This is a genomic window from Streptomyces sp. NPDC005017, from assembly GCF_042873115.1.
GTDB lineage: Bacteria > Actinomycetota > Actinomycetes > Streptomycetales > Streptomycetaceae > Streptomyces.
Window position 1 is genome coordinate 24,968 of record NZ_JBIALD010000036.1, and the last position, 26,133, is coordinate 51,100.

A 26,133-nucleotide genomic window follows, 5' to 3' on the forward strand; every position below is an offset into this window, starting at 1 on the left:
GACTGTCTCACCGGCTGCAGAGACTCAGAGACGGTCCAGAAAGGGACTGGCTTGCAGGCCCATACCGAGGTGCAGAAACACGATGAGGCCGGGCGGGCGGTGCTGCCTTTGCCGGTGGTGCGTCAGGCATGCGCGTGGCGTGGTGCAGCTGTCTTGCGTGATGCGGCGTGGTGCGCGGGACGGTGCGAGCCTGCGGGCTGGAGGCGCTGCAGCCAGAGGGAGGCTGTGAGCAGGAGGCCGCTGAAGACGGCCAGAAGGAGTGCGGACACCCACATCTGCCGGCTGCCGGGCGACTGCCAGGCGGTCCAGACGGTCAGTACCGCCCACAGCAGGACGCCACCTGCGTAGAAGGTGCGGACCCGGCGCAGCTGCCGCACGGCCCGCAGGGACGTGACGCTCTCAGTTGTGGATGCCATGCCGGCCCGTGTACCCCGGTGCGTGCCGTTCAACGCAGCGGGCGGGTCGGGTTCGTCCTTTGGCCGCCGTTCACTTCTGCTGCTGGGTGCGTCCTTCGAAATCGCGGCGTACTGCCGCGCCTTGGTCCTCGACCAGCCCAGCTGTGTCGGGGAGGTCCAGGGCGGCGCCGCAGTGGTTGCACAGTTTCCCGTCCTCGGCCGGCGTGCCGCACGCCTTGCAGAACCGGTTGCCTTCGTCGGTTTCGGGCTCGCGCGTCATTGATTCTCCGGTGTCGGTTTCGGGTGGGCGGTGATGCGGGCGGAGTACCCGAGGCTTCGGTGTTGATTCCCCCGTGAGTGCCTCATTCTTTGCTTGGGACAGACTCTGGAATTGAGTCTCTCCTGCGTTGTGGGTTCTGTGGTCGGTTTGAGGGTGGCGGTCCGCGGGTCTGCATCAGAGATGTCGATCGGATGTCGCGGTGCGGACGCTGTGACGGCTTCCTTAACAACCTGAGGCTGTCCCCCTATGTTCCGTCCGCCCCATACGGCGGTGACGGAAGGTTCCAGACGGCGTCTGACCGGCTGACAATCTTGCGAAGTTCGCGGGCGCTTCGGCGCGACATGGCCTGCATCACGGTGTCGATGAGGACTCGGGCTTCGAGAGGGTTGCCGCAGCAGTACCAGTGCACGTCGCCCCACTCGTAGTCGTGCCACAAAACACGCTCGGGCTGGTGGACGTAGTACTTCCACAAGTCCACAGCAGCGCTGACGTCACCTGGCTGCAGGTAGTTGCGGGTGCGCTCAAGGCGGGCAATCTCCGACAGTGCGCGCGAAGACAGGCCGTCGATGGCCAGCCCCGCACCCCTTGCCCGGGGACTCCCGCAGTCGCCGACACGGATCCCTCGTGGCCGTCTACGCGGCATGGACCCTTCGGTTCATCGTCATGCGGCACATGGTGCCACAACGCCGAACAACGCCTCGAACGAAATTCACTCACACAGGAATTCACCGGACGCAGAGAAGACCTTCGTCCGGCCCCACACCCCCGGCCCGGACCCCGTGCACCTCTGCGAACCGAAAGGCCGAGAACCCGTACCCGCCGAACGATCCCCAACGGAGCAGCACCCGCCTACCCGCCTGCCGAAGGCGAGGCCCGCCGCGGCACGGTCATAGTTCAGCGGCCACTCCAGCCGCTCCGGGGCATCAAGTTCACGCAGAAGAGCCAGCAGTTCCGTCTCATTCATCGACACCCTCCCATCCTCCACCCGGCAGACGCTGCGTCGGGGTCACGAAGTGCAGCGCGCTGCGAGGTGTACTGCCACAGGAAGCACCCCGACTTCCGGCGCGCGGACCCGGAAGGGTCGTGACTCGAGCACCAGCGACGAAGCCGATCGCGGGTCACGCACTCAACGATGGCCGTCGGTACCTCTGATACTCATGGGCGTTTATGAGCGCCGGGCGAACGAGCGACAGGGCACCCCGGCGAACCGCCGACCGCCGCCGCCTTCACCTCCGCCCGGTCTGGTCACTGGGAGTATGGACGGGTGAGTGCTGATGTGTTGGGCCGCTGGGTACCGGATCGTCCCGAGGATGCGGCCGCGGTCTTCGCCCAGGCGGACTTCCCGTGGTGGATCGCCGGTGGCTACGCGATCCAACTCGCGGTCGGCCGCGAGCTGCGCGCACACGGCGATCTCGACGTCCTCTTCCTTCGGCATGACCAAAACCGCGTCACGGATCTCCTCGCCGGCTGGGACCTGTACGTGGCGGACCCGCCCGGCCAAGGGCAGTTGCGACCGTGGCGTCCTGGAGAGGTCCTTCGGCCTCCGCTCCACGACATCTGGTGCCGCCGCACACCCGAGGCGCCCTGGTCCGTGCAGCTCATGCTGGACGAGGCCGAGGGCACCCAGTGGGTCTCGCGGCGCCACCCCGCGATCCGCCTCCCGATCGACCGGCTCGGACGGACGAGCGAGACGGGTATCCCGTATCTCGCGCCCGAGGTGCAGCTCTTCTACAAGGCGAAGGCGACCCGGGAAAAGGACGAAACCGACTTCGAAGCGGTACTGCCGCTGCTGGATGCTCCGGCACGCGCCTGGCTGACGGACGCGATCAGCGTGATCGCGCCCGGCCACCCCTGGCTCCGCCGGCTCCCGCCGGTCAGCCGAACATGAGCAGCGGAACGTCGTACAGGTCGGGGTTCCGGGGCCGGGTCATCGTGGGCGACGTGACCTCCACGACCAGCAGCTCGCTGAGGAACTGCACCCTAACGCTGAGGAGATGGCTCGTCCTGCCGTCGGCCGACTGGGCCCGTGGATCTCGATGACCGGATAGGTGGGTCCATCCCCGCGCGTGCGGGGAGCATTTGCGCGCTCACTCGGGCGCAGTCCGACGAGGGTCCATCCCCGCGGGTGCGGGGAGCAGGAGGCCCGGCGATTCATGAAGGCCGCACCGTCGGGTCCATCCCTGCGGGTGCGGGGAGCAGGAACCGTCCACGGTCACGATCCCGATCGCGACGGGTCCATCCCCGCGGGTGCGGGGAGCAGGTGGGGACGGCTTGGACGAGGGCGAAGGGGTAGGGTCCATCCCCCGCGGGTGCGGGGAGCAGCCGAGGATTGCGACGGCCACGCGGTCGGTCTCGGGTCCATCCCCGCGGGTGCGGGGAGCAGTGTTCACTCGGGGGCGGGGCCGGTGCCGGTCAGGGTCCATCCCCGCGGGTGCGGGGAGCAGTGATCCGGCGGGGCTTTGACGTGCGGTCAGGGGGGGTCCATCCCCGCGGGTGCGGGGAGCAGCGGATGCGGTCGAACTGGGGGCCGGTGAGCGTGGGTCCATCCCCGCGGGTGCGGGGAGCAGGACACCGTGGCCGCCGACCGCGCGGCCCCCGAGGGTCCATCCCCGCGGGTGCGGGGAGCAGGCATGCTGATGGGACTTCGGGAGGGAGGTTGCGGGTCCATCCCCGCGGGTGCGGGGAGCAGAACTGGACGCCCCACCCGCCCGCGAGGAACGGGGGTCCATCCCCGCGGGTGCGGGGAGCAGGCCGGCCCGTCCGCGGGCAAGGCGGCGGCCGCGGGTCCATCCCCGCGGGTGCGGGGAGCAGTTCGCGGCATAGACGTCCATCGTGCCGGCGGAGGGTCCATCCCCGCGGGTGCGGGGAGCAGCTCGCAGCAGCTGAGCCATGAGGATGAGCAGCGGGTCCATCCCGCGGGTGCGGGGAGCAGCGTTCAAGCTCAAGCTCACCGTCAACACGATCGGGTCCATCCCCGCGGGTGCGGGGAGCAGGTCCCCATTGCCACGGCCATGGCCGCGGCCCTGGGTCCATCCCCGCGGGTGCGGGGAGCAGTTTCTGCGCTACAGACCGACAGCGAGTTAGTGGGGTCCATCCCCGCGGGTGCGGGGAGCAGATCTGCGACCACGACGCCGAGGACCGCGCCACGGGTCCATCCCCGCGGGTGCGGGGAGCAGGGCGTCGGCCCAGTCGGCGGCGGGTCGGTTGCGGGTCCATCCCCGCGGGTGCGGGGAGCAGGTCTTCTGTACGGCGCGCCAGGCGTCGCCCTTGGGTCCATCCCCGCGGGTGCGGGGAGCAGCACCCTCCGGGTCTCGCTCGGGGCGAGGGCGTGGGTCCATCCCCGCGGGTGCGGGGAGCAGTCTCGATGACCTGCAGCTTTATCGCGTTGCAGGCATGTTTTTGTCAAGGTTCATAGAGTCCGGCAAATGTAACAATAGGTACCGCGTGGTGTGTTGAAACTATTGATTGTGCCGGGAAGGTCTGCGACGAAGGACGGCTATCGCCAAGTTCAGGGAATCGTGCCCGTAGCCGCGCCTTCAGCCGGTATGAATCTTCCATGCAGCGTGGGGGGATTGACCGCTCTGACCTGTTGCGTCGGCTTCGAGGGCCGGCCCGGTCGGTATGGGCGAAGCATGATCGAGACAGCGACGGGTGGCTGCCGTTGTGGCGGCACATGGAGGACTCGGCCGCGGTGGCGGGCCTGCTGTGGGACCAGTGGCTGCCGACAGGCGTGCGGAATCTCGTCGCCGGGTCCTTGCCGGGTGGCGATGCCGATGCCCGGGCTCTGGCGGTGTGGCTGGCCGGGGTGCACGACATCGGCAAGGCGACGCCAGCGTTCGCCTGCCAAGTCCCCTCACTCGCTGATGCGATGCGTGGGCAGGGGCTCGCGATGCGTTCGGCTGAAGCGATGGGGCCCGGCCGTCGGCTCGCCCCGCACGGTCTTGCCGGGCAGGTGCTGCTGGGCGAGTGGCTGGAAGAGCGGCACGGGTGGGCTGCGTCGCGGACGGGGCAGTTCACGGTCGCGGTCGGCGGTCACCACGGGGTGCCGCCAGAGCACGGGCAGATCAAGGCTCTCTACGACCATGAGGAGCTCCTGCGGACCCGGGGCAGCGCCGAGGACCTCTGGCGTGAGGTGCAGACCGAGCTGCTGGACGCGTGCGCCGAGCACTTCGGTGTCGCCGGGCGGCTGGACGGCTGGGGCGCGGTGCGGCTTTCGCAGCCGGTGCAGGTGCTGCTCACGGCGATCGTCATCGTCTGCGACTGGATCGCCAGCAATCCGGCGCTGTTCCCGTACTTTCCCGACGGAGCCGGATGCGATGGTGAGGAGCGGCTCGCGCGTGCCTGGCGCGGGCTGGACCTGCCAGCGCCGTGGCTGGCGCAGGATGCGGGGCACGGCGCGCAGGAGTTGCTGTCCGCGCGGTTCGGGCTTCCGGCGGGGGTGAAGGCGCGGCCGGTGCAGGAGGGTGCGCTGGCGCTGGCCCGTGAGTTGCAGGCGCCCGGTCTGATGATCGTGGAGGCGCCGATGGGTGAGGGGAAGACGGAGGCCGCACTGGCCGTGGCGGAGGTGTTCGCGGCGCATTCGGGTGCGGGTGGGGTGTTCTTCGCGCTGCCGACGATGGCGACCGGCAATGCCATGTTTCCCCGTCTGCTCACGTGGCTGGAGCGGCTGCCCGGGATGTCCGGCACGCGGCAGTCGGTGCATCTGGCGCATTCGAAGGCTGCGCTGAATGAGGAGTTCGCGGGCCTGATGGCCCGTGCGGGAGAGGTCACTGCCGTCGGCGTGGACGAGGAGTGGGCTTTATCGCGTACGCAGGCGGCCGGCGGGGTGCGGCGGGCAGTCGCCGAGCTGGTCGCGCACGCCTGGCTGCGGGGCCGTAAGAAGGCCATGCTGGCGTCGTTCGTTGCGGGCACGGTCGATCAGCTGCTGTTCGCGGGTCTGAAGAGCCGCCATCTGGCGCTGCGTCATCTGGCGGTGGCGGGCAAGGTCGTGGTCATCGACGAGGCGCACGCCTACGACACGTATATGAGCGTGTATCTGGACCGGGTGCTGTCCTGGCTGGGTGCCTACCGCGTTCCGGTGATCGTGCTGTCCGCGACCCTGCCTGCCGGGCGGCGGCGCCAGCTGCTTTCCGCCTACGGCGGTGTCAGCAGCCAGGAACAGCCCGGCAAGCTGGCGGAGCCGGCCGAAACGGCGGAGGTGGCCTATCCGTTGATCACTGCCGTTGTTCCCGACGGTGTGCCGGTCGAGCGGCGTCCCGGGGCGTCGGGCAGGGTGACGGATGTGGTGGTGGAGCCGCTCGGTGACGATCTTCAGCTGCTGGCCGGCCGTCTGGAGGCGGAGACCGGTGAGGGCGGCTGCGTACTGGTCGTGCGCAACACCGTCGCCCGGGTGCTGGAGGCCGCGCGGGTGCTGCGTGAGCGGTTCGGGGACGCCGCGGTGACGGTGGCTCATTCGAGGTTCGTCGATCTGGACCGGGCGGCGAAGGACCGTGATCTGCTGAAGCGGTTCGGGCCGCCGCAGAAGGCGGACGGCAGGCCCATCAGACGGCATTTCGTGGTGGCGAGCCAGGTGGCCGAGCAGTCCCTGGACGTGGACTTCGACCTGCTCGTAAGCGATCTGTGCCCGGTGGACCTGCTGCTGCAGCGTATGGGCCGTCTGCACCGCCATCAGCGCGGTGAGCTGCAGAGCGGGCGGCCCGGACGGCTGCGCACGGCCCGCTGCCTGCTCACCGGCGCCGACTGGGGCATGGCCGCGGAGGATGTTCCGGTGCCGGTGCGCGGGTCGGTGGCCGTGTACGGGCGGTATCTGCTGCTGCGGTCGGCCGCAGCGCTGCTGCCCCATCTCGCGCCGGGCGGGCGGCTGGTGCGCCTGCCCTCCGACATCAGTGTTCTCGTCCAGCAGGCCTACGGGCCGGATCCGATCGGCCCGCCGTCATGGGGCGAGGCGATGCAGCAGGCGCGGGAGCGGTTCGACGCTCACCGGGCCGATCAGGCAGAGCGGGCCTCCGTGTTCCGCCTGAGCGACGTCGGCAGGCCCGGACGGCCGCTGTTCGGGTGGGTGGCGGCCGGCGTGGGAGACGCCGACGACAGCCCCACGGGTGCGGCCCAGGTCCGCGACAGCCGCGAAAGCCTGAAAGTCGTCGTCGTGCAGCGCCGCAGCGACGGGACCCTGGCCACCCTGCCGTGGCTGGAGCCCGACAGCAAAGGGCGCCCGCGGGCAGGCCTCGGACTGCCGCTCGACCAGGCGCCGTCGTCGTTCGCGGCGCGTACGGCGGCGAGTTGCGGGCTGCGCCTGCCCGCGCAGTTCTCCTCCCCCGAGGTCATGGACAAGGCGATCGCACAGCTGGAGCAGCTGTATGTGCAGGCGTGGCAGGGCAAGGAGTGTCCCTGGCTCGCCGGCCAGCTGATCCTGGCGCTGGACGAGGACTGTCAGACCTCTCTGGCAGGCTTCTCACTTCGCTACAGCCCCCTGGACGGCCTGGAGGTCACCCGTGACGACCGTAACTGACTTACCCGCACCCCAGGCCGCGTCCCCGGCGCCGTCGTTCGACCTGACCGACCGGCCCTGGATCGGCGTGCTCGACGTGGACGGCGCCCAGCACGAGCTGTCCCTGCGTCAGGTCTTCGCCCGGGCGGGCAGGTTACGCCGGATCGTCGGGGACCTGCCGACGCAGGAGTTCGCCCTGATGCGCCTGCTGCTGGCCATCGCGCACGACGCCCTCGACGGACCCGCGGACATCGAGGAATGGGCGGATCTGCAAGATGACCCGGACTGTTTCGCTCCCGTCCAGGACTACCTCGACACCCACCGCGAGCGCTTCGACCTCCTGCACCCCGAAACGCCGTTCTTCCAGACAGCGAAGCTGCGCACGGCGAAGGACGAGGTCTTCCACCTGAACCGGATCGTGGCCGACGTGCCCAACGGTGAGCCGTTCTTCACGGCCCGCCCGCCGGACGGTCTGCGGCTGACGTTCGCCGAAGCCGCCCGCTGGACCGTCCACGCCCATGCCTTCGACACCTCCGGCATCAAGTCCGGCGCGGTGGGGGACGAGCGCGTCAGGGGCGGCAAGGTGTATCCGCTGGGCACGGGCTGGGCCGGCGGCCTGGGAGGCGTCTTCGCCGAAGGCGACACCCTGCGCGAGACGCTGCTGCTGAACCTGATCGCCGCCGACACCGGCCCCCTCGACATCAGCCCCGGCGACCGGCCAGCCTGGCGCCACGAACCCCCCGGCCCCGGCACGACCGGGCGCACCCCGGCCGGGCCGCGCGACCTGTACACGTGGCAGTCCCGCCGCCTGCTCCTGCACCACGACAGCGACGGCGTCCACGGCGTCGTCCTCGGCTACGGAGACCCGGCCGCCTGGCGGAACATGTTCCACCGGGAACCGATGACAGCCTGGCGGCGCAGCGAGGCCCAGGAGAAAAAGCACCGCCAGGCCCTGGTCTACCTGCCCAGGGAACACGATCCGTCCCGCGCCGCCTGGCGGGGCATCGCCTCCCTGGTCGCCGACCGCACCGAGGGCGCGCAGACAGCGCAGCCGACGGCGCATCTGCGGCCGGGTGTCCTGGAGTGGATCGCCCGCCTGGTCACCGAGGGCCACCTCGAGCGCCGCTTCCTCGTGCGCACACGGGTGATCGGCGCCGCATACGGGACGCAGCAGTCCGTGATCGACGACATCGTCGACGACCACCTCCTGATGCCGGTCGTGCTGCTGCACCGCCAGGACCGCACCTACGGCCGACAGGCCGTCGACGCCGCCGAGGACGCCGACCTGGCCGTCCGCGCCCTGGGTGACCTGGCAGGCGACCTGGCCACCGCAGCCGGCAGCACCGCAGACAGCGCGAAGGACAGCGCCCGCCGCGCCGGGTTCGACGCGCTGGAACAGCCCTACCGCACCTGGCTGGCCGAACTCGCCGACGCGGACGACCCGTTCGAACAGCGCAGCCACTGGCAGACCCGGGCACGGCAGGTGATCGGCCGGCTCGGCGACCGCCTCATCGAGACGGCAGGGGACAGCGCCTGGCAGGGCAGAACCGTCAACGCCAAGAACGGCACCGTGTGGCTCAGTGCGGGACTGGCCGACACCTGGTTCCGCAGACGCCTGGCGAAAGCACTGCCCGGCCCCGCTGCCGGTCCGGCTGGCGGGCACAACGGGCAGTCCGGCACCAGCGCCTGAACCCACGCGCAGCCCGACACTGCCCGTCCCCACTGGGCCTCACTCCCCCGACTGGGCCTCACTCCCCCGTGCTGCGGCACCCGACAGACAGAGACACCACGATGACCACCCTCACCCCGCCCGGGTCCACCCAGCAGCCGGGCACCGGCGTCGGCGGCCGTATCACCCGCCTGGCCGCCGACCGCATCACTTACTGGCAGAACGGCTACCTGCGCGACCAGCCGGCCGCCGTCGCCGCACTCGCACGCCTGCGCCGCGGTGCGGGCCGGGACGCAGCCGCCCTGCCCGACCTGTGGGGCCTGATCGACACAAGCCCCCTCCACGCGGCCGACGGCCACGCGCGGCCGCTGCGCGAGACGGAACTCGTGCGTGCGGAGGACGCCGTGTACACGGCGCTGACCCTGTGGGCGCTGCACCAGCAGTCGCGCGGCTCGCGCATGCACCGCACCCACACCGCAGGCCTGCCCGGCGGGCTCGGCGCCGCGGTCCGCCGCCTCATGCCCGCCGGGGACATCGACGAAGCAGTCCGCAAACGCCTGGTGCGGGCCGGCACCGCCGCCGACCTGACCGCGCTCGCGCAGCGCCTGCGGGACATCGTCACCCTGCTGCGCGGCGCGGACATCCCCCTCGACTACGGGCTGCTCGCCGGACAGCTGTACGCCTGGCAGTGGCCCGACGGACCCGCGGCCGTGCGCCGGGCGTGGGGCCGCTCCTTCCACACCCTGCCCCGCACCACCCCCGCCGCCGACGACACCAGCCCGATCGCCAAGGACGACAAGGACGCCTCGTGAACCGCTTCTTCCTGGACGTGCACGCCCTGCAGACCGTCCCGCCCAGCAACCTCAACCGGGACGACACCGGCGCGCCGAAGACGGCCGTCTACGGCGGCGTGCCCCGCGCCCGGGTCTCCAGCCAGGCCTGGAAGCGGGCCATCCGCACCTACTTCCGCGACGAGCACCTCCTCGATACGGCCGAGCTCGGCGTGCGCACCAAGAAGGTCGTCGAACTCCTCGCCGAGCGGATCACCGCGCTCGACCCGACGCTCAGCGAGGAGGAAGCACTACGCCGGGCGGACGAGGCCGTCAAGGCCGCCGGGCTCAAGACCGAGGTGCCCAAGCGCAAGGCCGACCAGGCCAAGGACGGCGGCCCCGCTCCCGCCCCGGAAGCGAAGTACCTGGTCTTCCTCTCCGCCCGCCAGCTCGACGCCCTCGCCGCGCTCGCCGCCGAAGGCGCAGCCGACATCACCGCCTTCTTCAAGGAGAAGAAGAACAAGGACCGCGCCCGCCAGGCAGCCGACACCCGGCACTCCGTGGACATCGCCCTGTTCGGGCGGATGGTCGCGGACATCCCCGACATCAACGTCGACGCCGCGGTCCAGGTCGCCCACGCCCTCAGCGTCCACCGCGTCGACAACGAATCCGACTACTACACCGCCGTCGACGACAACAACCGCGACGAAGAGACCGGCGCCGGCATGATCGGCACCGTCGACTTCAACTCCGCGACCCTCTACCGCTACGCCGCCCTCGGCATCCACCAGCTCGCCGCCAACCTCGGCCAGGGCCTGCGCGAGGACGAACCTCGAACCGAGCCCGTCCGCCGCGCCGTCGAGGCGTTCGTGCACAGCTTCGCCGCCTCCCTGCCCACCGGAAAGATCAACACGTTCGGGCACCACACCCTGCCCGACGCCGTCCTCGTCACCCTGCGCTCCACCTGGCCCGTCAGCTACGTCTCGGCCTTCGAGGACCCCGTCCGCACCGGCGAGGGAGGCCACCTGCGCGCCGCCTGCGACCGGCTCACCGCATACGTCCCCGACATCGAACGCGCCTACGGCACCCAGGGCGACCCCGCCTGGATCCTGCGCGTCGGCCCCCACACCCGCGACCTCGCCCGCCTCGGTACGGAAGCGGACAACCTCACCGCACTCGTCGAGGCCGTCGGACAGGCCGTCGCCCAGCGGCTGGAGAAGCCGGAATGACCCGCACCTCCGTCCTGTCCCTGCTACTCGCGGGCCCCCTGCAGTCCTGGGGGGCCTCCTCCCGTTTCACCCGGCGCACCACCGAATCCGCCCCCACCAAGAGCGCCGTCATCGGCCTGCTCGCCGCCGCAGCCGGCATCGAACGCGACGACGACATGAGCCTCGCACCCCTGAGCGCCCTGCGGTTCGGTGTCCGCATCGACCAGCCCGGCACCCGCATCCGCGACTTCCACACCGCCCACCACATGGACACCGGCAAAGCCATGCCGCTGTCGGAACGCTTCTACCTCGCCGACGCAGTGTTCGTCGCCGCCGTCGAAGGCCCGCACGGCCTGCTCACCGGCCTGCAGCAGGCACTGCGCTCCCCCGCCTACCCGCCGTTCCTCGGCCGCCGCTCCTGCCCGCCGGCCCGCCCCGTCGACCTCACCCTCCATGACGACGCCCGCCTCGAGGACGTCCTCGCCCGCGAACCGTGGCAGGCCGCCGACTGGTACCGGCGCCGCCGGCACACCCCGCCCCCCGAGACACTGACCGTGCTGCACGAAACCGCCCCCGGCGACAGTGCTTCGGCTGCGGACACGCTGCGCGACCAGCCCGTCAGCTTCGCCACCGCACACCGGCGCCACGCCCTGCGCACCGTCGCCACCACCGCCGTGCCCCGGCCGCCGACCGCTGGCAACCGAGCCCACCCACACGATCCGTTCGACACGCTGGCCGCCTATCCGGAGGAGGGGAACGCCTGATGTTCCTCACCCGTTTCCGCCTCAACACAGCCCGGCCCGGCACCCGCCGCCTGCTCTCCACCCCGCAGGCCCTGCACGCGGCCGTCATGTCCTCCTTCCCCGGCATCCTGCCCGGCGACCGCCCCGCCCCCGGCGCGCCACGGGTGCTGTGGCGCCTGGACCACCGCGCCCGCGCCGAAGTCATGCTGTTCGTCGTCAGCCCCGACCGGCCCGACCTCACCCACCTCGTCGAACAGGCCGGCTGGCCCGCCGCCGCAACCCCCGACGACCCCGGCTGGCAGACCCGCCCCTACGGCCCCTTCCTCGACCGGCTGACCACCGGATCACGCTGGGCCTTCCGCCTCACCGCCAACCCCGTCCACACCATCCGCCGCAAGGACAGCGAGGCCCGCAAACTCACCGCCCACCGCACCCCCGTCCACCAGATGGGCTGGCTCCTGGACACCGGCCGCCAGGAACGGGCAGGCATCCGCATCCTCGAAAAGCCCCCCGCACAGCGCCTGCTGCCCTCCGGCACCACCCACCACGGCAGCCCCCACCACGGCGACCGCTACGAACTCACCGTCACCGACACCCGCCCCCTGGCCTTCGACAAAACCCCGGGCCCCGCCGGCCAGCACCGGAACAAGGTCACTCTCGTCACCGTCACCTACGACGGCCGCCTCGAGGTCACCGACCCCGACGCCCTGCGCCGCACCCTCACCCGCGGCATCGGCCGCGCCCGCGCCTACGGCTGCGGCCTCCTCACCCTCACCCCCCTCACCCACACAGCCCCATGAGCAACGTCTCCCAGCGCGCCGCCCTCACCCCACGGCACCTCACCCGCACCGCCGAACGCCTGTCCTTCCTCTACCTCGAACGCTGCACCGTCCACCGCGACGCCAACGCCATCACCGCCACCGACGCCGAAGGCACCACCCACATCCCCTCCGCCACCATCGGCACCCTCCTCCTCGGCCCCGGCACCCGCATCACCCACCAGGCCATGAGCGTCCTCGGCGAAACCGGCGCCGCCGTCGCCTGGGTCGGCGAACACGCCGTGCGCTACTACGCCTCCGGCCGCGCCCTCACCCGCTCCTCCGCCCTCATGGAAGCCCACGCCCTGCAATGGGCCAACCCCCGCACCCGCCTCGCCGTCGCCCGCCGCATGTACCGGCTGCGCTTCCCCGACGAAGACCCCGCCGGCCTCACCCGCCGCGAACTCCTCGGCCGCGAAGGCAAACGCGTCAAAGACTGCTACCGCACCCACGCCGCCCGCACCGGCATCGTCTGGAAAGGCCGCCGCTACACCCCCGGCGACTACACCAGCGGCGACCCCGTCAACCAGGCCCTCACCGCCGCCGCACAATGCATGTACGGCATCGCCCACGCCGTCGTCACCTCACTCGGATGCAGCCCCGCCCTCGGCTTCATCCACTCCGGCCACGAACTCTCCTTCGTCCTCGACATCGCCGACCTCTACAAAACCGACATCGGCATCCCCGTCGCCTTCGACACCGCCGCCCACAGCGACGAAGACATCGGACCCCGCACCCGCCGCGCCCTGCGCGACCGCATCAACGACACATCCCTCCTCGACCGCTGCGTCAACGACATCAAACACCTCCTCCTACCCGACACCGCCCTCCACACCGCCACCACGGACGACCGCGACCAGGTCACCCTCCAGAGCGACCACGGCCACCACCTCGCCTCCGGCACCAACCACGACGGCCCCGACCACGACTACCCGGACCACCTCTGGTGACCGTCATCGTCCTCACCAACTGCCCCGCCGGACTACGCGGCTTCCTCACCCGCTGGATGCTCGAAATCTCAGCCGGCGTCTTCATCGGCAACCCCTCCGCCCGCATCCGCGACGCCCTCTGGAACGAAGTACGCACCTACGCGGGCCAGGGCCGCGCCCTCCTCGCCCACACCACCAACAACGAACAAGGCTTCACCTTCCGCACCCACGACCACACATGGCACCCCACCGACCACGAAGGCACCACCCTCATCCACCGCCCCACCCCACACCCACCCACCCCAGCCACAGCCCCCGCCCACGACAACCCCGACCAGCCGCCAGCCGGATGGAGCAGCCAAGCCAAACGCCGACGCTTCCGCAAGCACTGACCAGAAAGCGCTGAATACCCCCTATGCCCAAATCGAAGAAACTAGTCAGAAAACGCCACCCCGCGCAGTAGAACCCCAGGTCAACCAGACTGCTCCCCGCACCCGCGGGGATGGACCCCCCATCCCGTGTGTCGCCAGTTGTCGGAGCGTCTGCTCCCCGCACCCGCGGGGATGGACCCGATCACTATCCGCGCCGACAACGGCGACGTGACTGCTCCCCGCACCCGCGGGGATGGACCCGGACGCAGGACCGGCGGTGCCTGCTTCGCGTCCTGCTCCCCGCACCCGCGGGGATGGACCCTCCGGCCCGCCTCCGGGCCGAGTCCGGCATCCCTGCTCCCCGCACCCGCGGGGATGGACCCTACGAGAACACCGCTCAGCAGGCGTACACCAACTGCTCCCCGCACCCGCGGGGATGGACCCGAGCCTCGAACGCACCAAGTCCCCCGAGCAGCCTGCTCCCCGCACCCGCGGGGATGGACCCGCGGCGTTCGCGATCGTCTCCCGGTGCGCCTGCTGCTCCCCGCACCCGCGGGGATGGACCCGCGGCGACCACCTTGCAGACCTGACGGAACCCCTGCTCCCCGCACCCGCGGGGATGGACCCGAACCACAGGATCTTGCCGAGGTCCGGCATGACTGCTCCCCGCACCCGCGGGGATGGACCCAGGTCGCAGCACGCGGGGTCCTGATCCCGCACCTGCTCCCCGCACCCGCGGGGATGGACCCAGCGGCGGCTGCTCCGGCGGCGCGGCGGCGGTCTGCTCCCCGCACCCGCGGGGATGGACCCTCTCCCGGCTCATACGCCCTAGGGGCGAGTCTCTGCTCCCCGCACCCGCGGGGATGGACCCGCGACCGCCGCGGCGTTACCGGCGGAGGTGATCTGCTCCCCGCACCCGCGGGGATGGACCCTCCCCCAGCGCGGCGCGGATCGCGGACCGGTCCTGCTCCCCGCACCCGCGGGGATGGACCCTTCGCGATCCACGGCCGGATCAAGACCGGCGACTGCTCCCCGCACCCGCGGGGATGGACCCATCCCCGTCCGCCGACAGGTTGACGGACGGTGCTGCTCCCCGCACCCGCGGGGATGGACCCTCCGGGTGCGGGAGCGGCGGTTGTGTCCCAGTCTGCTCCCCGCACCCGCGGGGATGGACCCTACTCGCTTGCGCTGGTCCTGGTCCACCACACCTGCTCCCCGCACCCGCGGGGATGGACCCGGAGGTACTCCCGCGACGGCTTGACAACGCGTCTGCTCCCCGCACCCGCGGGGATGGACCCTGGGGCTGCGCACCCACATGACGACCTATTTCCTGCTCCCCGCACCCGCGGGGATGGACCCACGGCCAGAGAGCTGGTGGCACCGTGAGCAAGCTGCTCCCCGCACCCGCGGGGATGGACCCACGTAGACGGGGCCCGGTATCTCCGCGCCGTGCTGCTCCCCGCACCCGCGGGGATGGACCCGCCAAGCTCGGCGGCATCTGGCGCGTGATGCTCTGCTCCCCGCACCCGCGGGGATGGACCCGGGACCTGGGGCAGGACGTCGCCGTTCGCGTCCTGCTCCCCGCACCCGCGGGGATGGACCCACGCGGGAGGTCTGACCATGTCGCAGACCACCCTGCTCCCCGCACCCGCGGGGATGGACCCCACGAGAGGGTTTTCCGCGCGGGAATCCTGTACTGCTCCCCGCACCCGCGGGGATGGACCCTCGCAGTACCGGTTCGCCCGCCGCCGCCTGGTCTGCTCCCCGCACCCGCGGGGATGGACCCGTGACGTTCGCGGCCGACGGGCCTTTCAACGTCTGCTCCCCGCACCCGCGGGGATGGACCCGCTGAGCCGCGGGCGGAGCGGAGCGCGTCGGCCTGCTCCCCGCACCCGCGGGGATGGACCCAGGGCCCGGACCAGCCAGCGCTCGATGCTGATCTGCTCCCCGCACCCGCGGGGATGGACCCGGCAGATGCCACTCCACGTTCGTCACGGTGTGCTGCTCCCCGCACCCGCGGGGATGGACCCAGGGGGGTTTCATTTTCCCCCGAAGACCTGTTCTGCTCCCCGCACCCGCGGGGATGGACCCGTCTCGTCCCCGGCCGGCGCTTCCTGCTTCGTCTGCTCCCCGCACCCGCGGGGATGGACCCGAAGCAAACCCTTGACCGATGGCTGAGGGGCGCTGCTCCCCGCACCCGCGGGGATGGACCCGCGAGCAAGGGCGGCATCCTGCTTAAGGAGGGCTGCTCCCCGCACCCGCGGGGATGGACCCGTGACGCTGGCCGAGGCGGCCGGGGGGTGCGGCTGCTCCCCGCACCCGCGGGGATGGACCCGCGGGGCGGCTCGCGCCATCCCGCCACCACCACTGCTCCCCGCACCCGCGGGGATGGACCCGACCGGGGTGAGAGCCGGGACCACCGTGGGGACTGCTCCCCGCACCCGCGGGGATGGACCCGCGTCCTCCCGGTAGTCCCGGTGGTCCGGGTGCTGCTCCCCGCACCCGCGGGGATGGACCCAGCGTCATGGCGTGACGCTCGCCGTGCAGGTACTGCTCCCCGCACCCGCGGGGATGGACCCCAGTGTGGATGCTGATCGTGACTGAACCGTGACTGCTCCCCGCACCCGCGGGGATGGACCCTGGCCGAGCACGGGCGTGTTGCGGTACGCGCCCTGCTCCCCGCATCCGCGGGGATGGACCCCCGTCCCGTTCGACAGGCGCCCGGTCCGCCGGCTGCTCCCCGCACCCGCGGGGATGGACCCGGCTGGCACTCGCACGCCCACGTGCTGCTCTGCTGCTCCCCGCACCCGCGGGGATGGACCCGAGCCGTCGTAGGTGCCGTCCAGCCAGTTGTCCTGCTCCCCGCACCCGCGGGGATGGACCCCCGCTCATCCCTACACCTCCCTCGCTCTCTCGCTGCTCCCCGCACCCGCGGGGATGGACCCCGGGACAGCGCTCTACAGGCCCTCGCTGATGGCTGCTCCCCGCACCCGCGGGGATGGACCCGGCGGAACCGTTTGAGGATGACCCCGATTGGGCTGCTCCCCGCACCCGCGGGGATGGACCCGGGGTGATGGCGTAGAGCGCGTCGTAGAGGGTCTGCTCCCCGCACCCGCGGGGATGGACCCTGGTGCCGTCCGGACGGCGCACCCTGTACCAGCTGCTCCCCGCACCCGCGGGGATGACCCGACCGCCTGCCGGAACCGCTTCGCCTCCCAAGCTGCTCCCCGCGCTCGCGGGGATGGACCCTGCGGGTCGCCAGGTCGCCAGGTCGCCAGGTCGCCAGCGGGATTGTGCGCTGGCCCGAACAACTCGCCGACGCCGGATCCCAGAACGCCTAGCGACTGGCCTCGACGGTGCCTGAACACCGGCTCCAAGTCGGGCCACGCCAACCGATCCTAAATATCCGTTCAAATAGTGGCGCTCCCCTGCACCGAACGAAGCGCCAGGGGGGTTTGACGGTCAGAGACCGTCAGATTCATGGAACGGAACACGCAGGGCGTAAGTCCCCGAAATCATGACCTCATGATGGATACCGAACCGGCATCGTGCGCGATCAACCATCGCCGCACCGCCGAGACACACGAGGAACACTCACACACCAGGGCATACCCGGCTTCTGACGCTTGTTCCCCTTCAGGGTCAACCCACCGACTAGTGCCAGCGAGCCAAGTAGTGCTGCTCACAACCTTTCCAGGCCTTGCTTCCCTCCTTCTCATGCAAGGTGTTCCCGCTTTGACGATCATGGAAGTCTTGGGCGGCAGCACAGCACTGGGCGTTTCAGCCCTCCTCCTACTGTCAGGGAAGGGTCGAGACGTCCGATTGACGTTCGTGCGTGGACGAGGTGACGCAAGCTAGCAAAATCGGAAAATAGTCGCGCTCCCCACACGGGGATGGCCCTACGCAGGGCGTTAGTTGTTTGTGCTCCCCGCACCCGCGGGGATGGACCCAGGCCGTCCACCGTCCCGCCCGTCTGCTTCAACTGCTCCCCGCGCCGGCGGGAATGGACCCGGCCAGGTCTACGACCGCTAAACGAGAGGACTACTGCCCGCGCTCGCGGGGATAAACCGGCGTGGCAGTTCAAGGCGGTGCCGGGCGCGGCCTGGCGTCCTTGTCCTCCCAAATCTCACTCTGACTCGGGTACCTGCCCAGTCTCTGTGGACCATCCTGACTCATTGCCGGTCGTCCCCTGTGGGTGAGGGGCCACGGTGGGGCGACGAGCAGGGACGCCCTGCTCTTCCGGCTCGACTGGCGGTTCCCGGAGGACGCCGGCCCTCGCTGAGTTGTCGTGCAGGAGTGCGTCCCCGCAGGGTGTGAAGCGTCGCGATCTTGGCGACCAGGAGTCGCACCACGGTGTGCAGGGGATCAGCCAGCCTGTGGAAGTCAGTGCGCGTGAACTGGTCCGGCCAGCCGATCTCCAGGCGCTTGAGGGCGCTGGCGGAGATTTCCCGGCTGTTCTGGCCCTGTACCAGCCGAGTGATGTCTCTGCTCCTGCAGCTGAGTTCGTGGAGAAGCCACCAACGGTCCTCGTCCTCCACAGGCCGTACGGCCACGACACCTCGGAGAAGTGTCGCCGGCCCGCTCGGCACAGCGATGTGTGCGCCGTCGGAACGGGTACTCAGCATCAGGGTGCCGCGCGCATGTGGGCCGTCCGCGGTCGCTGGGCTTGCCGCCGGGGACCTCCCCGTGCCCCACATCCAGAAGTTCCGCCTAAGCAGACCGCGGGGGTGGCCGACCGGGGCATCGCCTACCACACCGGCCTCGACGTTGAGTGGCCGCCCGTTGCCTTCGGCGGGGTCCGCCTATCCAGGGGTGGCCGAGCTCGCCGCACTGCAGAGCGCCGCTATCAGGATGCCGGCCGGCATGCGGAAGTCACCCGGATCCGCAGTCCGACACGATCGGGATGGATGCCTTCACTCGCGCTCGGAAGGGTACGCCCCGTAGGACAGCCAGCTTCCCTCACACGCGGAGCGTGCACAGGCATGTGGGATGCAATCGGTGCGGTGAGCTCAGTCATGAGCACGATATGCGTAGTGGCTGCGCTCGTCTTCGCAGCTCGCCAGGTCAAGGAAGCCAAGGACTCGCGCGCCATGACGGCCCTGCTGGCGGTACACAAGGAATGCCAGTCCCCCACCCTGAACAAGATCCGCAGGCGTCTTCGCAATGGCGAGCTCGGCGAGCCGAGCCAACTCACCGCCGAGGACCTCAGCGACCTCAGCGATCTGCTGCAGCAGTTCGAGCTGGTCGGCTTCCTCGTGGAACGCAAGCTGGTCGACCTGCCAGACGTCAAGAACGTCTTCCCGAACCTGCCCAGGACCTACGCCAAGGCATGGCCATACATCGAGCACCGCCGCGAGCAGGACGCCGACTACGCAGCCAAACTCGAGGACTTGATCAGACGATACTGAGCAGCAGCCTCGCCTCCACCGAGATGGCAGAGGACGCAGCCCGCCGCAGAGTGTCCTTGATCCCGGAGAGTGACCGCTACCGGCCAATCCTCGGAAGGCCAGGGTCGCGCACTGGACCCCAACCCCGACTCCTGTCATTATATGAATTGTGGGCGGGAGGACCGGACCGCCCCCGACCCGGAGGGACACCCCCGCCATGACCTCGCGCGATGAGCCCCGCCTGGCCGACGCCGCCGAGATCGCAGCCGAACACGGCCTCACCCCCGCCCGCATCAGCAGCCTCTACACCACCCGCACACCCAACGCCGCCGACACCCCCTTCCCCGAAACCGCCGGACAACACGGCCGCGCCCGCCTGTGGAACCACGCCGAGATCACCGCCTGGTTCGCCGACCGCCGCCAGGCCCGCCTGCGCGAGCACACCCCACCCGCCCGCGACCCCCAGGAATTCCTCAACGCCGCCGAGGCCTCCAGGTTCCTGGGCTACAAGAACCCCAACCAGGTCACCACCTACGTCCGCGACCACCCCGGTTACTTCCCCGAACCCGACCACGTCCAGGAGATGGGCACCCCCGACAAGCCCTACCGCCGGCTGCAATGGCGGGTACAGACCCTCACCGACTGGATGGCCACCCGCCCCGGCCGCGGCAAACGCACCGGCACCGGGCGCGGCGCTCCGGCCCTGCCCGACGTGCCCGCCGACGGCGACCCGGACGAGCTGCTGGGCGCGGCGCAGGCGGCGGCGCTGCTGGGGTTCAAGAGCGTCAACTCCTTCTCCTCCAGCCTCGCCCAAGGAAACCTCCCCCTGCTCACGACACCCGACGCACTCACCGAGAAGGGCGCACGCCGACGCTGGACCCGACGCCGCATCCTCGAACAGGCCGCCCAACGCGGCACGGGACGCTAACAGCCGGCCCAGCCCCGGCCACGCCCCGTCTGCCGCATCCATGGCGGGTGGGTCGCGGTGAGGGTCCGAAGGGGGCCGACCACCCGCCAACTCTCTGCCCCGACGGCAGCACCGTCCAGACCGTTGTCGGGACGTGCACAGTCGAGGGCAGCGGGCAGCCGCTGCCCGGCAGCGTGCTCACGCAGGCTGCCCTCCGATGCCGGGACGTGGTCACGGGCGACCTCGTCGTCCCCAACGTCCTCAGGCTGAAAGTAACCAGCGGCGTCTCCACCGTCGGCCTGCCAGCCAGCACTTCCCGGCTTCGACGCGCCCAGCCTTTCCTCCGTGCGCGAACTCGTATCCGGTGGAAGCGAGTTCATGATCAAGAAGTCCAACTGCCCGACATCTACGCGGTCAGCCAACGCCTTGGCGGCTTCTGACACATCGCAGTCCCGCCGCCGTGCACGGCGGCGGGACTGCGTGCGTTCCGGTCAGGCCAGGGAGTCGGCAATCGCCTCGAAGATGTCGGCGTCCGTCTCCTGCTGCCACTCGGGCAGCTCCGGCCAGTCGGCGACGTAACCAGGCTTGGGGTCACCAAAGTGCTTGTACATCTGCCCGATCCAGCACGTCGCGACGAAGCGGCCACGCTGTTCGCGTGAGAGCCGGGAGGCATTGCCAGCGCTCTCTTCGATAAACTGCCGGACCTGCCTGTATACGGCACCGGCCGCTTCCCGCTCCCAATCCGGAGTCTCCTCCCAAGGGGTGATGTAGCCCGGCCTGGGCTCACCGGGGAAGTGCCTCGTCACCCCGGAGATCCACGCTTCACGGAACAGTCGAGCACCCTCGGCGGTCATTCCAATCCTTCCGTCAGGTCGCGCACAGAACACCGATCTCGGCGTTCAACTCCGCCACTTGCCTGTCCTTGCCCATTACGGCAAGATCCGCGCGCAGCTTCTGGAGTCTACGGGCGACGTACCCCGAGCCCGATGCCCTCGCCGCCTGCAGCGCCTCCCTGCCGTAGTGCACGACCTGCTCGGCGTCCCCCCGCTTGGCACCGACCATCGCAAGATCGGCCAGCACGACACCCCGGCGACGGAACGACATACCCCGTCGCAGAGCGGTCGAGTCGAGTGCACTCTTCAGCGCGGCCTCGGCCAGGTCGAGGCGACCAAGCTGGACGTAGCGCGCTCCGCGCTCCTCGGCCAGTCGCGAGCCGTCGAAACGCAACCAGCCGGCGTTCTGCACCGGGCCCGGCAAGTGCGTCACTTTCTGGGCCTCGTCCATGGCGCGCTCGCAGGCGTCCAGGTTCCGAAGGTTGGCGTATGCCTCGGCTTGCACGGAGGCCACCCAGTATCGGGTCGACAGTGCACCGTCGCCGCGTGCGGCGACGCGCTGGGCGACGTCGAGGGTCTCGGTTGCTTCCTGGTAGCGGCGCGCGTACATGTCGACGTAGGCGTGCCGGACCAGGGCGCAGGCCCACAGGTCGAAGTCATGCGCCTGTGTGCTTGCGGATGCTGCCAGCGTGTAGGCCGCGGCAGCGTCGAGGTACCGGTTCTCGTCGAACGCCAGCTCTCCGGCAAGCTGGAACAAGTCGCCGGCCGCTTTGCACAGGCCGTCCGTGTGCCGTGAGGGACTTGATCGGAGGCTGTCGTTCAGCGCGGTGAGCTGGTCCTGCACGACTGCGGTCACGGAACGCTTGGCCCGTGCGAGTTGGTACACCTGCCACAGGTGTCCGTTCATCAAGTGGAAGTCCTCAACTGACGACCGGTCGGCTGCCTCCGCCACTTCCTCGGTGCTGGCGTCGAGAGCTGTGAGGGCACTGGTCACCGCGAGCAGGCGCAGAAACTCGCGTCGGATCATGTCGATTCCCCCGGAAGCATCGGAAGCGGCAGTGGGCGACGCCGCAGGCTCCTGGAGGTCTTCTTGTAATGGGGCCAGCTGTGCATCGAGTTCGGCGAGACTGAGGTTCAGCAAGCGCGCGATCTTGCGGCGCAGTTCAGGCGTGGGCTGGGTCCCGCCCCGCTCCCACCGGCCGACCGTCGTGCGGTCCACGCCGAGAGCTTGTGCGAACGTCTCCTGACTGTAGCCCAAGATTTTACGCTGCTCAGCGAGACCCACGTCGACTTCCTCCCGCTTGACCAGGGGCTTATCCGTGTGGTGCGCCCCGTGCATCAAAGGTGCATCAAGGATGCCGCATGGATGCCGTTGTCCGCTCCGCTCTTCAGCGGTTGGCTAGTCATCAAGCCGCCGGACAGCATCTGCCCTCCCTACCTCGACGGCGCGGAGAGTCGCCCCCAAACTCGTGACCATCGCGAATGCGGCCCTCACGTCGACGACGCTTTCGGATCCGATCCTCTCGCCCCGGCGCGTGGACCGCCAAGATCCTCGTCTCGTACTCAAACCGGAAAGTGCACCTCGTCGCGTTCGCTGAGACTGCATCAACCAGCACAGAAAGCAGGGAAGTCCCCGTGAACCCGACCCCAACCCAGCAGGACACCGACCCACCGCAGATCGCCTCAGGGCCGTTACCCGAAACGTCCGCCGCTCAAGACGAGCACGACCCCCAGCCCTACCCGGTCAGCGCGGGCGCCCTGCTGCCGCTCGTCGTGGAACCGGAGACGCCCCGCTACCTATGGGAAACCATGCTGCCGACGAACGAGGCATCCGGTCCCAGGGCCCGGCTCCGCGTACATCCCCACCTCAGCGTCGCCCGCCGGTCCGGAGACATCGACGCCGTCGGCCAGATCCGCGCCAAGCTCGCCGACAACGCAGCCCGCCACGGCAAACCCTTCAGCGACGGCTGCCTCGGCCTGCGCCTGCCCGTCGTCCCGGAGACGGAAGAACTCCGCATCGAGATCGATGACGCCGACCCCGCCCTCCCCGGCTTCGACACGGCCGCTTCCGTATCGCACCCGCACAGCCGCGGCCTGTGGTGGGCCAGGCACTACAAAGACCGCCTGTCCTGGGACGTCAAACTCGACGACGACGGACGGGTGACGGGCAAGACGGTCACCGCGGTCTTACGCCCGGCCGGCGAGACGGGGCTGGCGTGACCCTCACCGGGCATCTGCCCCGCCGCGACGCCGACCCCGCCCGGCAGCTGCCGGATACGGCCCCGGCCGGCTTCACCACCAGCACCGGCACCGTCGACCCCCAGCGCGTCGCCCCCGACATGGGCGACCTCGCCGCCCGTGTGCGCAGCCTGATGGCCCTCCAGCAGCAGCAAGTCCTGCAACTCCCGCTCGGTGGGAAGTTCTTCGACATCGTCGTCACGGCCGCCGGCCCGCAGGCCTACGCCGCCCTTGCGGTCATGGACGGCATCCAGCATGCGGGCGACGACCAGCCCGACGCGTGCGGGCCCGTCATCGAGGATCCCCACCGCTCCTGGCTCATCTGGCTCGTCCCACCCGCAACCAGCGAGCAGTGGGCGCCGCACCGCCACGCGCTATGCCTCGGCAGCCCGCACCGCGTGGCCCTGCCGGCGATAACGGCGACAGAGCCGCCCGGACCGTACTGGCTGCGGCCGTGCCGAGGCGACCGCCTCGTCCCGCCCGCGGCGCTGCGTCAACTGCTCGATCAGTTCCGGCCCGGTCCCGCACCTCACGAATCCCTCCTCGGGTCCGTGCTCAGCACCATTTCCTGAAGGCCGCAGGCGCCGTGGCGCTTACAGCTTCCCCCTCAACTCCTGTTCCTCACCGAGCGCCAGTGGACCGCCCGCCTGGTGAGGAGCGGTTTCATACGCCCGGTGTCGGGCCGCCTGCCCCCGCGCGGCCCGACGCCGGGTCCCAAAGTGAAGGGACAACGACGTGGACCGTCCGACCCGCAGCCCGTCGGAAGTCCGTACAGCGGCAAGCGTCGGACACTCCGCCTACAGCCAGACCCTCCCGTGCGCGCCGTCCACGGCCGGGATCGCCCGCGAGCGCGTCCGTGACGTCCTGGCCATATGGCGTCTCGGCAGCCTCGCAGAGCCCGCCGCGCTGATCGTCACGGAGCTGATCGCGAACGCGGCCCGGCACACCCCCTGCCACGAGATCCGCATGGTCATCGTGAGACCGACGGCGACGCGGGTGAGAGTCGGGATCATCGACCGAGAACCCTCACGCCTGCCCACACTCGGACAGATCGGTGACGCCGACGAGTCGGGCCGCGGGCTACTCCTCGTCGATGCCATCGCTGACCGATGGGGCTATGACCTTATCGGCCCCAGCAGACGCCCATCCGCAAAAGAAGTCTGGTGCGAACTGTTCACCAAGGGCGACGAGTGAGCGTCACGGACGTGGCGCGACGACATCCTCCCAACGCCGCTGGTCTCCGGCGCGGCCAACAGGTGGCCAAGGACTGCATCCTCTGTAGCCGCTGGCCGGGAGCGAACAGCTCGTTCGCCCAGCCCATCGCTCTTGCTTCCCACCGACCGTCGACGTCCCCGCAGCAACCTCAGCCCTGTAGCACTCTCGTTACACTCCGCAACCTGCCTGTGTCGCGCGTCAGAGCTCCCGCCGAAGGAACCACGGCCACCAGGGCTGCGGAACTGCGCGGAAGAACGACCGGGCCGGAGCAGCACCGCCTGAGTCCTCAGGGACGAGAACCCGACACGTACCGGGCTGCCGCAAGCACCCCCTCTCACCGTAAGTAGGTAACCGTATGACTGCTATTGACGACTCGACCCGCCATCCCGACGCACTGCGCGCGGACATGATGCGCGCTCTACGCGGCCTCGACGCGATCACGTCCTCGTGTGTGGCCGCTGCTTTCGCTGCCGTGCCGCGGCACCTGTTCGCCCCGGATGCGCCTTTGGACCTCGCCTACGACGTTCACCGCACCGTGCCGGTCAAGCAGGACGAGCACGGCCTGGACATCAGCGCCATGTCCGCGCCCCACCTCCAGGCGGTGATGCTGGAGCAGCTCGGCGTCGAGTCTGGGATGAGGGTGCTGGAGATCGGTTCCGGCGGTGTCAACGCCGCGTATCTTCAGGAACTCGTGGGCTCTGAGGGGGAGGTCACGACCGTCGACATCGACCGCGACATCATCGACCGTGCCCGCCGGTGCCTGGACGAGGCCGGGTACCCGCAGGTGAGGACTGTCGTCGCGGACGGTGAGAGCGGCGTCCCCACGGGCGCACCGTACGACCGGATCATCGTCACTGCCGCCGCGTGGGACATCCCCCCGTCCTGGATCAGCTCCCTCTCCGCGAAGGGCCGGCTCGTCGTCCCGCTGACGGTATGCGGCACGACCCGCACCGTCGCCTTCGACCACGACGGCGAGGGCGGGCTGGTCAGCCGTTCCTACGGCCTGGCGCGTTTCGTGCCCATGCAGGGCGACGGCGCCGCCGAGGAACGCAAGGCGATGCTGCGCGAGGGCATCGCGCTGCAGACCGACGATGTCCATGTCCCGCTCGACGCACGGGCGTTGAACCACGCCCTGGCCAGCTCCCGGCTGGAGTGCTGGTCGGGTGCCGCCTACGACCTGCCCGACGAGCTGGAGCTGTACCTCACGTTCCACCTGTCCAGCGCCGCCCGGCTGCATGCGCACCAGGAGGTGATCGACTCCGGTCTCGTCGAGCCCTCGGCCCGGCTCGGCGTACCCGCGCTGGTCAGCGAGGACAGCATCGCCTACCGCACTCGCCGGGGGAACGAGGGCACCGGCGGCTTCGAGAGCGGTGTCATCGCCCACGGCCCGCACGCCGAAGCGCTCGCGGACGAGTACGTGGCCCTGCTGCGCCGCTGGGCGGCCCAGCACCGTCGCCGAGGAGCGGCGACGCTCCGGTACTTGCCGGGCCCCACGCCCTCGCCGCTGCCCCAGAACGCCGCCGTGCGGCCCCACGGCATCGTCACGGCGGCCTGGACCTGAGACTCCCGGATCCCCGCCGGGGATCCGGGCCGTGCACCACCACCTACCTGCCCCAAGGAGGCATCACATGACCGTGCAGATGGAACGCCCGATGGCGCCCGCGCAGCCGGCCGCCGAGCAGACCGACCTCACCGGCTTCGACCTGGACATCACCATCGTCGAAGGCGGACCGGCCGCGGATCAGCTGATCCGTCTGACGAGCGACGGCTGCAACTCCACGTGCGCAACCGCGTGCGTGACCTGCCCGTAACCCGTAAGCAGCACAAGCCCGCTTTCTCCACGACGCCCGGTCGCGCCCGCCCCTGGGCGCGGCCGGGCACCG

Annotated in this window: 20 protein-coding genes and 2 CRISPR repeat arrays; of the genes, 16 read left to right on the top strand and 4 right to left on the bottom strand. The window is 70.4% G+C overall.

The window, feature by feature from the left end; all coding sequences use genetic code 11:
* Positions 1-122: 122 nt before the first annotated feature.
* Both ACFYR0_RS34810 and ACFYR0_RS34815 read right to left on the bottom strand, forming a co-directional pair.
* Positions 123-416: a hypothetical protein gene (locus ACFYR0_RS34810; protein ID WP_389337368.1), complete on the bottom strand. Its 294-nt coding sequence runs from the start codon at positions 414-416 to the stop codon at positions 123-125.
* A 70-nt stretch (positions 417-486) separates the two neighbouring features.
* Positions 487-675: a hypothetical protein gene (locus tag ACFYR0_RS34815; RefSeq protein WP_389337371.1), complete on the bottom strand. Its 189-nt coding sequence runs from the start codon at positions 673-675 to the stop codon at positions 487-489.
* Positions 676-1,939: 1,264 nt separating this feature from the next.
* On the opposite strand from ACFYR0_RS34815, the gene ACFYR0_RS34820 reads away from it, so the two are divergent.
* From ACFYR0_RS34820 to ACFYR0_RS34870, 11 genes are all read left to right on the top strand, one after another.
* A complete protein-coding gene (locus ACFYR0_RS34820) occupies positions 1,940-2,563 on the top strand; it encodes a nucleotidyltransferase domain-containing protein (protein WP_389337374.1) in 624 nt (207 codons plus the stop codon).
* Between the two features lie 162 nt (positions 2,564-2,725).
* Positions 2,726-4,034: direct repeats of the CRISPR family, unit length 29 nt; unit sequence GGGTCCATCCCCGCGGGTGCGGGGAGCAG.
* Positions 4,035-4,348: 314 nt separating this feature from the next.
* Complete coding sequence (gene cas3 / locus ACFYR0_RS34825) at positions 4,349-7,183, top strand: CRISPR-associated helicase Cas3' (RefSeq protein ID WP_389337377.1); 2,835 nt, start codon at positions 4,349-4,351, stop codon at positions 7,181-7,183.
* Complete coding sequence (gene casA, locus ACFYR0_RS34830) at positions 7,167-8,852, top strand: type I-E CRISPR-associated protein Cse1/CasA (RefSeq protein ID WP_389337380.1); 1,686 nt, start codon at positions 7,167-7,169, stop codon at positions 8,850-8,852. Before cas3 ends, casA begins: the two co-directional genes overlap by 17 nt.
* Before the next feature lie 101 nt (positions 8,853-8,953).
* On the top strand, positions 8,954-9,643 hold the full coding sequence (gene casB / locus ACFYR0_RS34835; RefSeq protein WP_389337383.1) for a type I-E CRISPR-associated protein Cse2/CasB: 690 nt from the start codon (positions 8,954-8,956) through the stop codon (positions 9,641-9,643).
* Complete coding sequence (gene cas7e / locus ACFYR0_RS34840) at positions 9,640-10,830, top strand: type I-E CRISPR-associated protein Cas7/Cse4/CasC (protein ID WP_389337386.1); 1,191 nt, start codon at positions 9,640-9,642, stop codon at positions 10,828-10,830. The genes casB and cas7e overlap by 4 nt, the downstream gene beginning before the upstream one ends.
* A complete protein-coding gene (cas5e, locus tag ACFYR0_RS34845; protein WP_389337389.1) occupies positions 10,827-11,573 on the top strand; it encodes a type I-E CRISPR-associated protein Cas5/CasD in 747 nt (248 codons plus the stop codon). Before cas7e ends, cas5e begins: the two co-directional genes overlap by 4 nt.
* Positions 11,573-12,352: a type I-E CRISPR-associated protein Cas6/Cse3/CasE gene (cas6e, locus tag ACFYR0_RS34850; protein WP_389337392.1), complete on the top strand. Its 780-nt coding sequence runs from the start codon at positions 11,573-11,575 to the stop codon at positions 12,350-12,352. The genes cas5e and cas6e overlap by 1 nt, the downstream gene beginning before the upstream one ends.
* The gene (cas1e, locus tag ACFYR0_RS34855; RefSeq protein ID WP_389337395.1) at positions 12,349-13,320 is read left to right on the top strand and encodes a type I-E CRISPR-associated endonuclease Cas1e; all 972 of its coding nucleotides are present in this window, start codon (positions 12,349-12,351) and stop codon (positions 13,318-13,320) included. Before cas6e ends, cas1e begins: the two co-directional genes overlap by 4 nt.
* Complete coding sequence (cas2e, locus tag ACFYR0_RS34860) at positions 13,317-13,691, top strand: type I-E CRISPR-associated endoribonuclease Cas2e (protein WP_389337398.1); 375 nt, start codon at positions 13,317-13,319, stop codon at positions 13,689-13,691. Before cas1e ends, cas2e begins: the two co-directional genes overlap by 4 nt.
* Before the next feature lie 89 nt (positions 13,692-13,780).
* Positions 13,781-16,919: a CRISPR direct-repeat array (repeat unit 29 nt; unit sequence CTGCTCCCCGCACCCGCGGGGATGGACCC).
* Between the two features lie 1,784 nt (positions 16,920-18,703).
* On the top strand, positions 18,704-19,078 hold the full coding sequence (locus ACFYR0_RS34865) for a hypothetical protein (RefSeq protein ID WP_389337401.1): 375 nt from the start codon (positions 18,704-18,706) through the stop codon (positions 19,076-19,078).
* A 196-nt stretch (positions 19,079-19,274) separates the two neighbouring features.
* Entirely contained in the window at positions 19,275-19,985 is a 711-nt protein-coding gene (locus tag ACFYR0_RS34870) for a hypothetical protein (protein WP_389337404.1), read from the top strand.
* Between the two features lie 470 nt (positions 19,986-20,455).
* Here the strand turns inward: ACFYR0_RS34870 and ACFYR0_RS34875 are convergent, their stop codons facing one another.
* Positions 20,456-20,818: a hypothetical protein gene (locus tag ACFYR0_RS34875; RefSeq protein ID WP_389337407.1), complete on the bottom strand. Its 363-nt coding sequence runs from the start codon at positions 20,816-20,818 to the stop codon at positions 20,456-20,458.
* 13 nt (positions 20,819-20,831) lie between these two features.
* Entirely contained in the window at positions 20,832-22,082 is a 1,251-nt protein-coding gene (locus ACFYR0_RS34880) for a helix-turn-helix transcriptional regulator (RefSeq protein WP_389337410.1), read from the bottom strand.
* 350 nt (positions 22,083-22,432) lie between these two features.
* Between ACFYR0_RS34880 and ACFYR0_RS34885 the strand changes: the two genes are divergently transcribed.
* From ACFYR0_RS34885 to ACFYR0_RS34905, 5 genes are all read left to right on the top strand, one after another.
* Positions 22,433-23,017 (top strand): hypothetical protein, encoded by a 585-nt coding sequence (locus tag ACFYR0_RS34885; protein WP_389337413.1) that lies wholly within the window; start codon positions 22,433-22,435, stop codon positions 23,015-23,017.
* Complete coding sequence (locus tag ACFYR0_RS34890; protein WP_389337416.1) at positions 23,014-23,607, top strand: hypothetical protein; 594 nt, start codon at positions 23,014-23,016, stop codon at positions 23,605-23,607. Before ACFYR0_RS34885 ends, ACFYR0_RS34890 begins: the two co-directional genes overlap by 4 nt.
* Positions 23,608-23,770: 163 nt before the next feature.
* Positions 23,771-24,229, top strand: coding sequence for an ATP-binding protein (locus tag ACFYR0_RS34895; protein WP_389337419.1), 459 nt, complete (start codon positions 23,771-23,773; stop codon positions 24,227-24,229).
* A 376-nt stretch (positions 24,230-24,605) separates the two neighbouring features.
* A complete protein-coding gene (gene fxlM, locus ACFYR0_RS34900; RefSeq protein WP_389337422.1) occupies positions 24,606-25,811 on the top strand; it encodes a methyltransferase, FxLD system in 1,206 nt (401 codons plus the stop codon).
* Between the two features lie 67 nt (positions 25,812-25,878).
* The gene (locus tag ACFYR0_RS34905) at positions 25,879-26,061 is read left to right on the top strand and encodes an FxLD family lanthipeptide (RefSeq protein WP_389337425.1); all 183 of its coding nucleotides are present in this window, start codon (positions 25,879-25,881) and stop codon (positions 26,059-26,061) included.
* The last annotated feature ends 72 nt before the right edge of the window (positions 26,062-26,133 follow it).

Coding starts and splice junctions, on each gene's coding strand:
- ACFYR0_RS34810 (WP_389337368.1), bottom strand. CDS start 416: ATGGCATCCACAACTGAGAGCGTCACGTCCCTGCGGGCCGTGCGGCAG.
- ACFYR0_RS34815 (WP_389337371.1), bottom strand. CDS start 675: ATGACGCGCGAGCCCGAAACCGACGAAGGCAACCGGTTCTGCAAGGCG.
- cas3 (WP_389337377.1), top strand. CDS start 4,349: ATGGAGGACTCGGCCGCGGTGGCGGGCCTGCTGTGGGACCAGTGGCTG.
- casB (WP_389337383.1), top strand. CDS start 8,954: ATGACCACCCTCACCCCGCCCGGGTCCACCCAGCAGCCGGGCACCGGC.
- cas5e (WP_389337389.1), top strand. CDS start 10,827: ATGACCCGCACCTCCGTCCTGTCCCTGCTACTCGCGGGCCCCCTGCAG.
- cas6e (WP_389337392.1), top strand. CDS start 11,573: ATGTTCCTCACCCGTTTCCGCCTCAACACAGCCCGGCCCGGCACCCGC.
- cas1e (WP_389337395.1), top strand. CDS start 12,349: ATGAGCAACGTCTCCCAGCGCGCCGCCCTCACCCCACGGCACCTCACC.
- ACFYR0_RS34870 (WP_389337404.1), top strand. CDS start 19,275: ATGACCTCGCGCGATGAGCCCCGCCTGGCCGACGCCGCCGAGATCGCA.
- ACFYR0_RS34875 (WP_389337407.1), bottom strand. CDS start 20,818: ATGACCGCCGAGGGTGCTCGACTGTTCCGTGAAGCGTGGATCTCCGGG.
- fxlM (WP_389337422.1), top strand. CDS start 24,606: ATGACTGCTATTGACGACTCGACCCGCCATCCCGACGCACTGCGCGCG.
- ACFYR0_RS34905 (WP_389337425.1), top strand. CDS start 25,879: ATGACCGTGCAGATGGAACGCCCGATGGCGCCCGCGCAGCCGGCCGCC.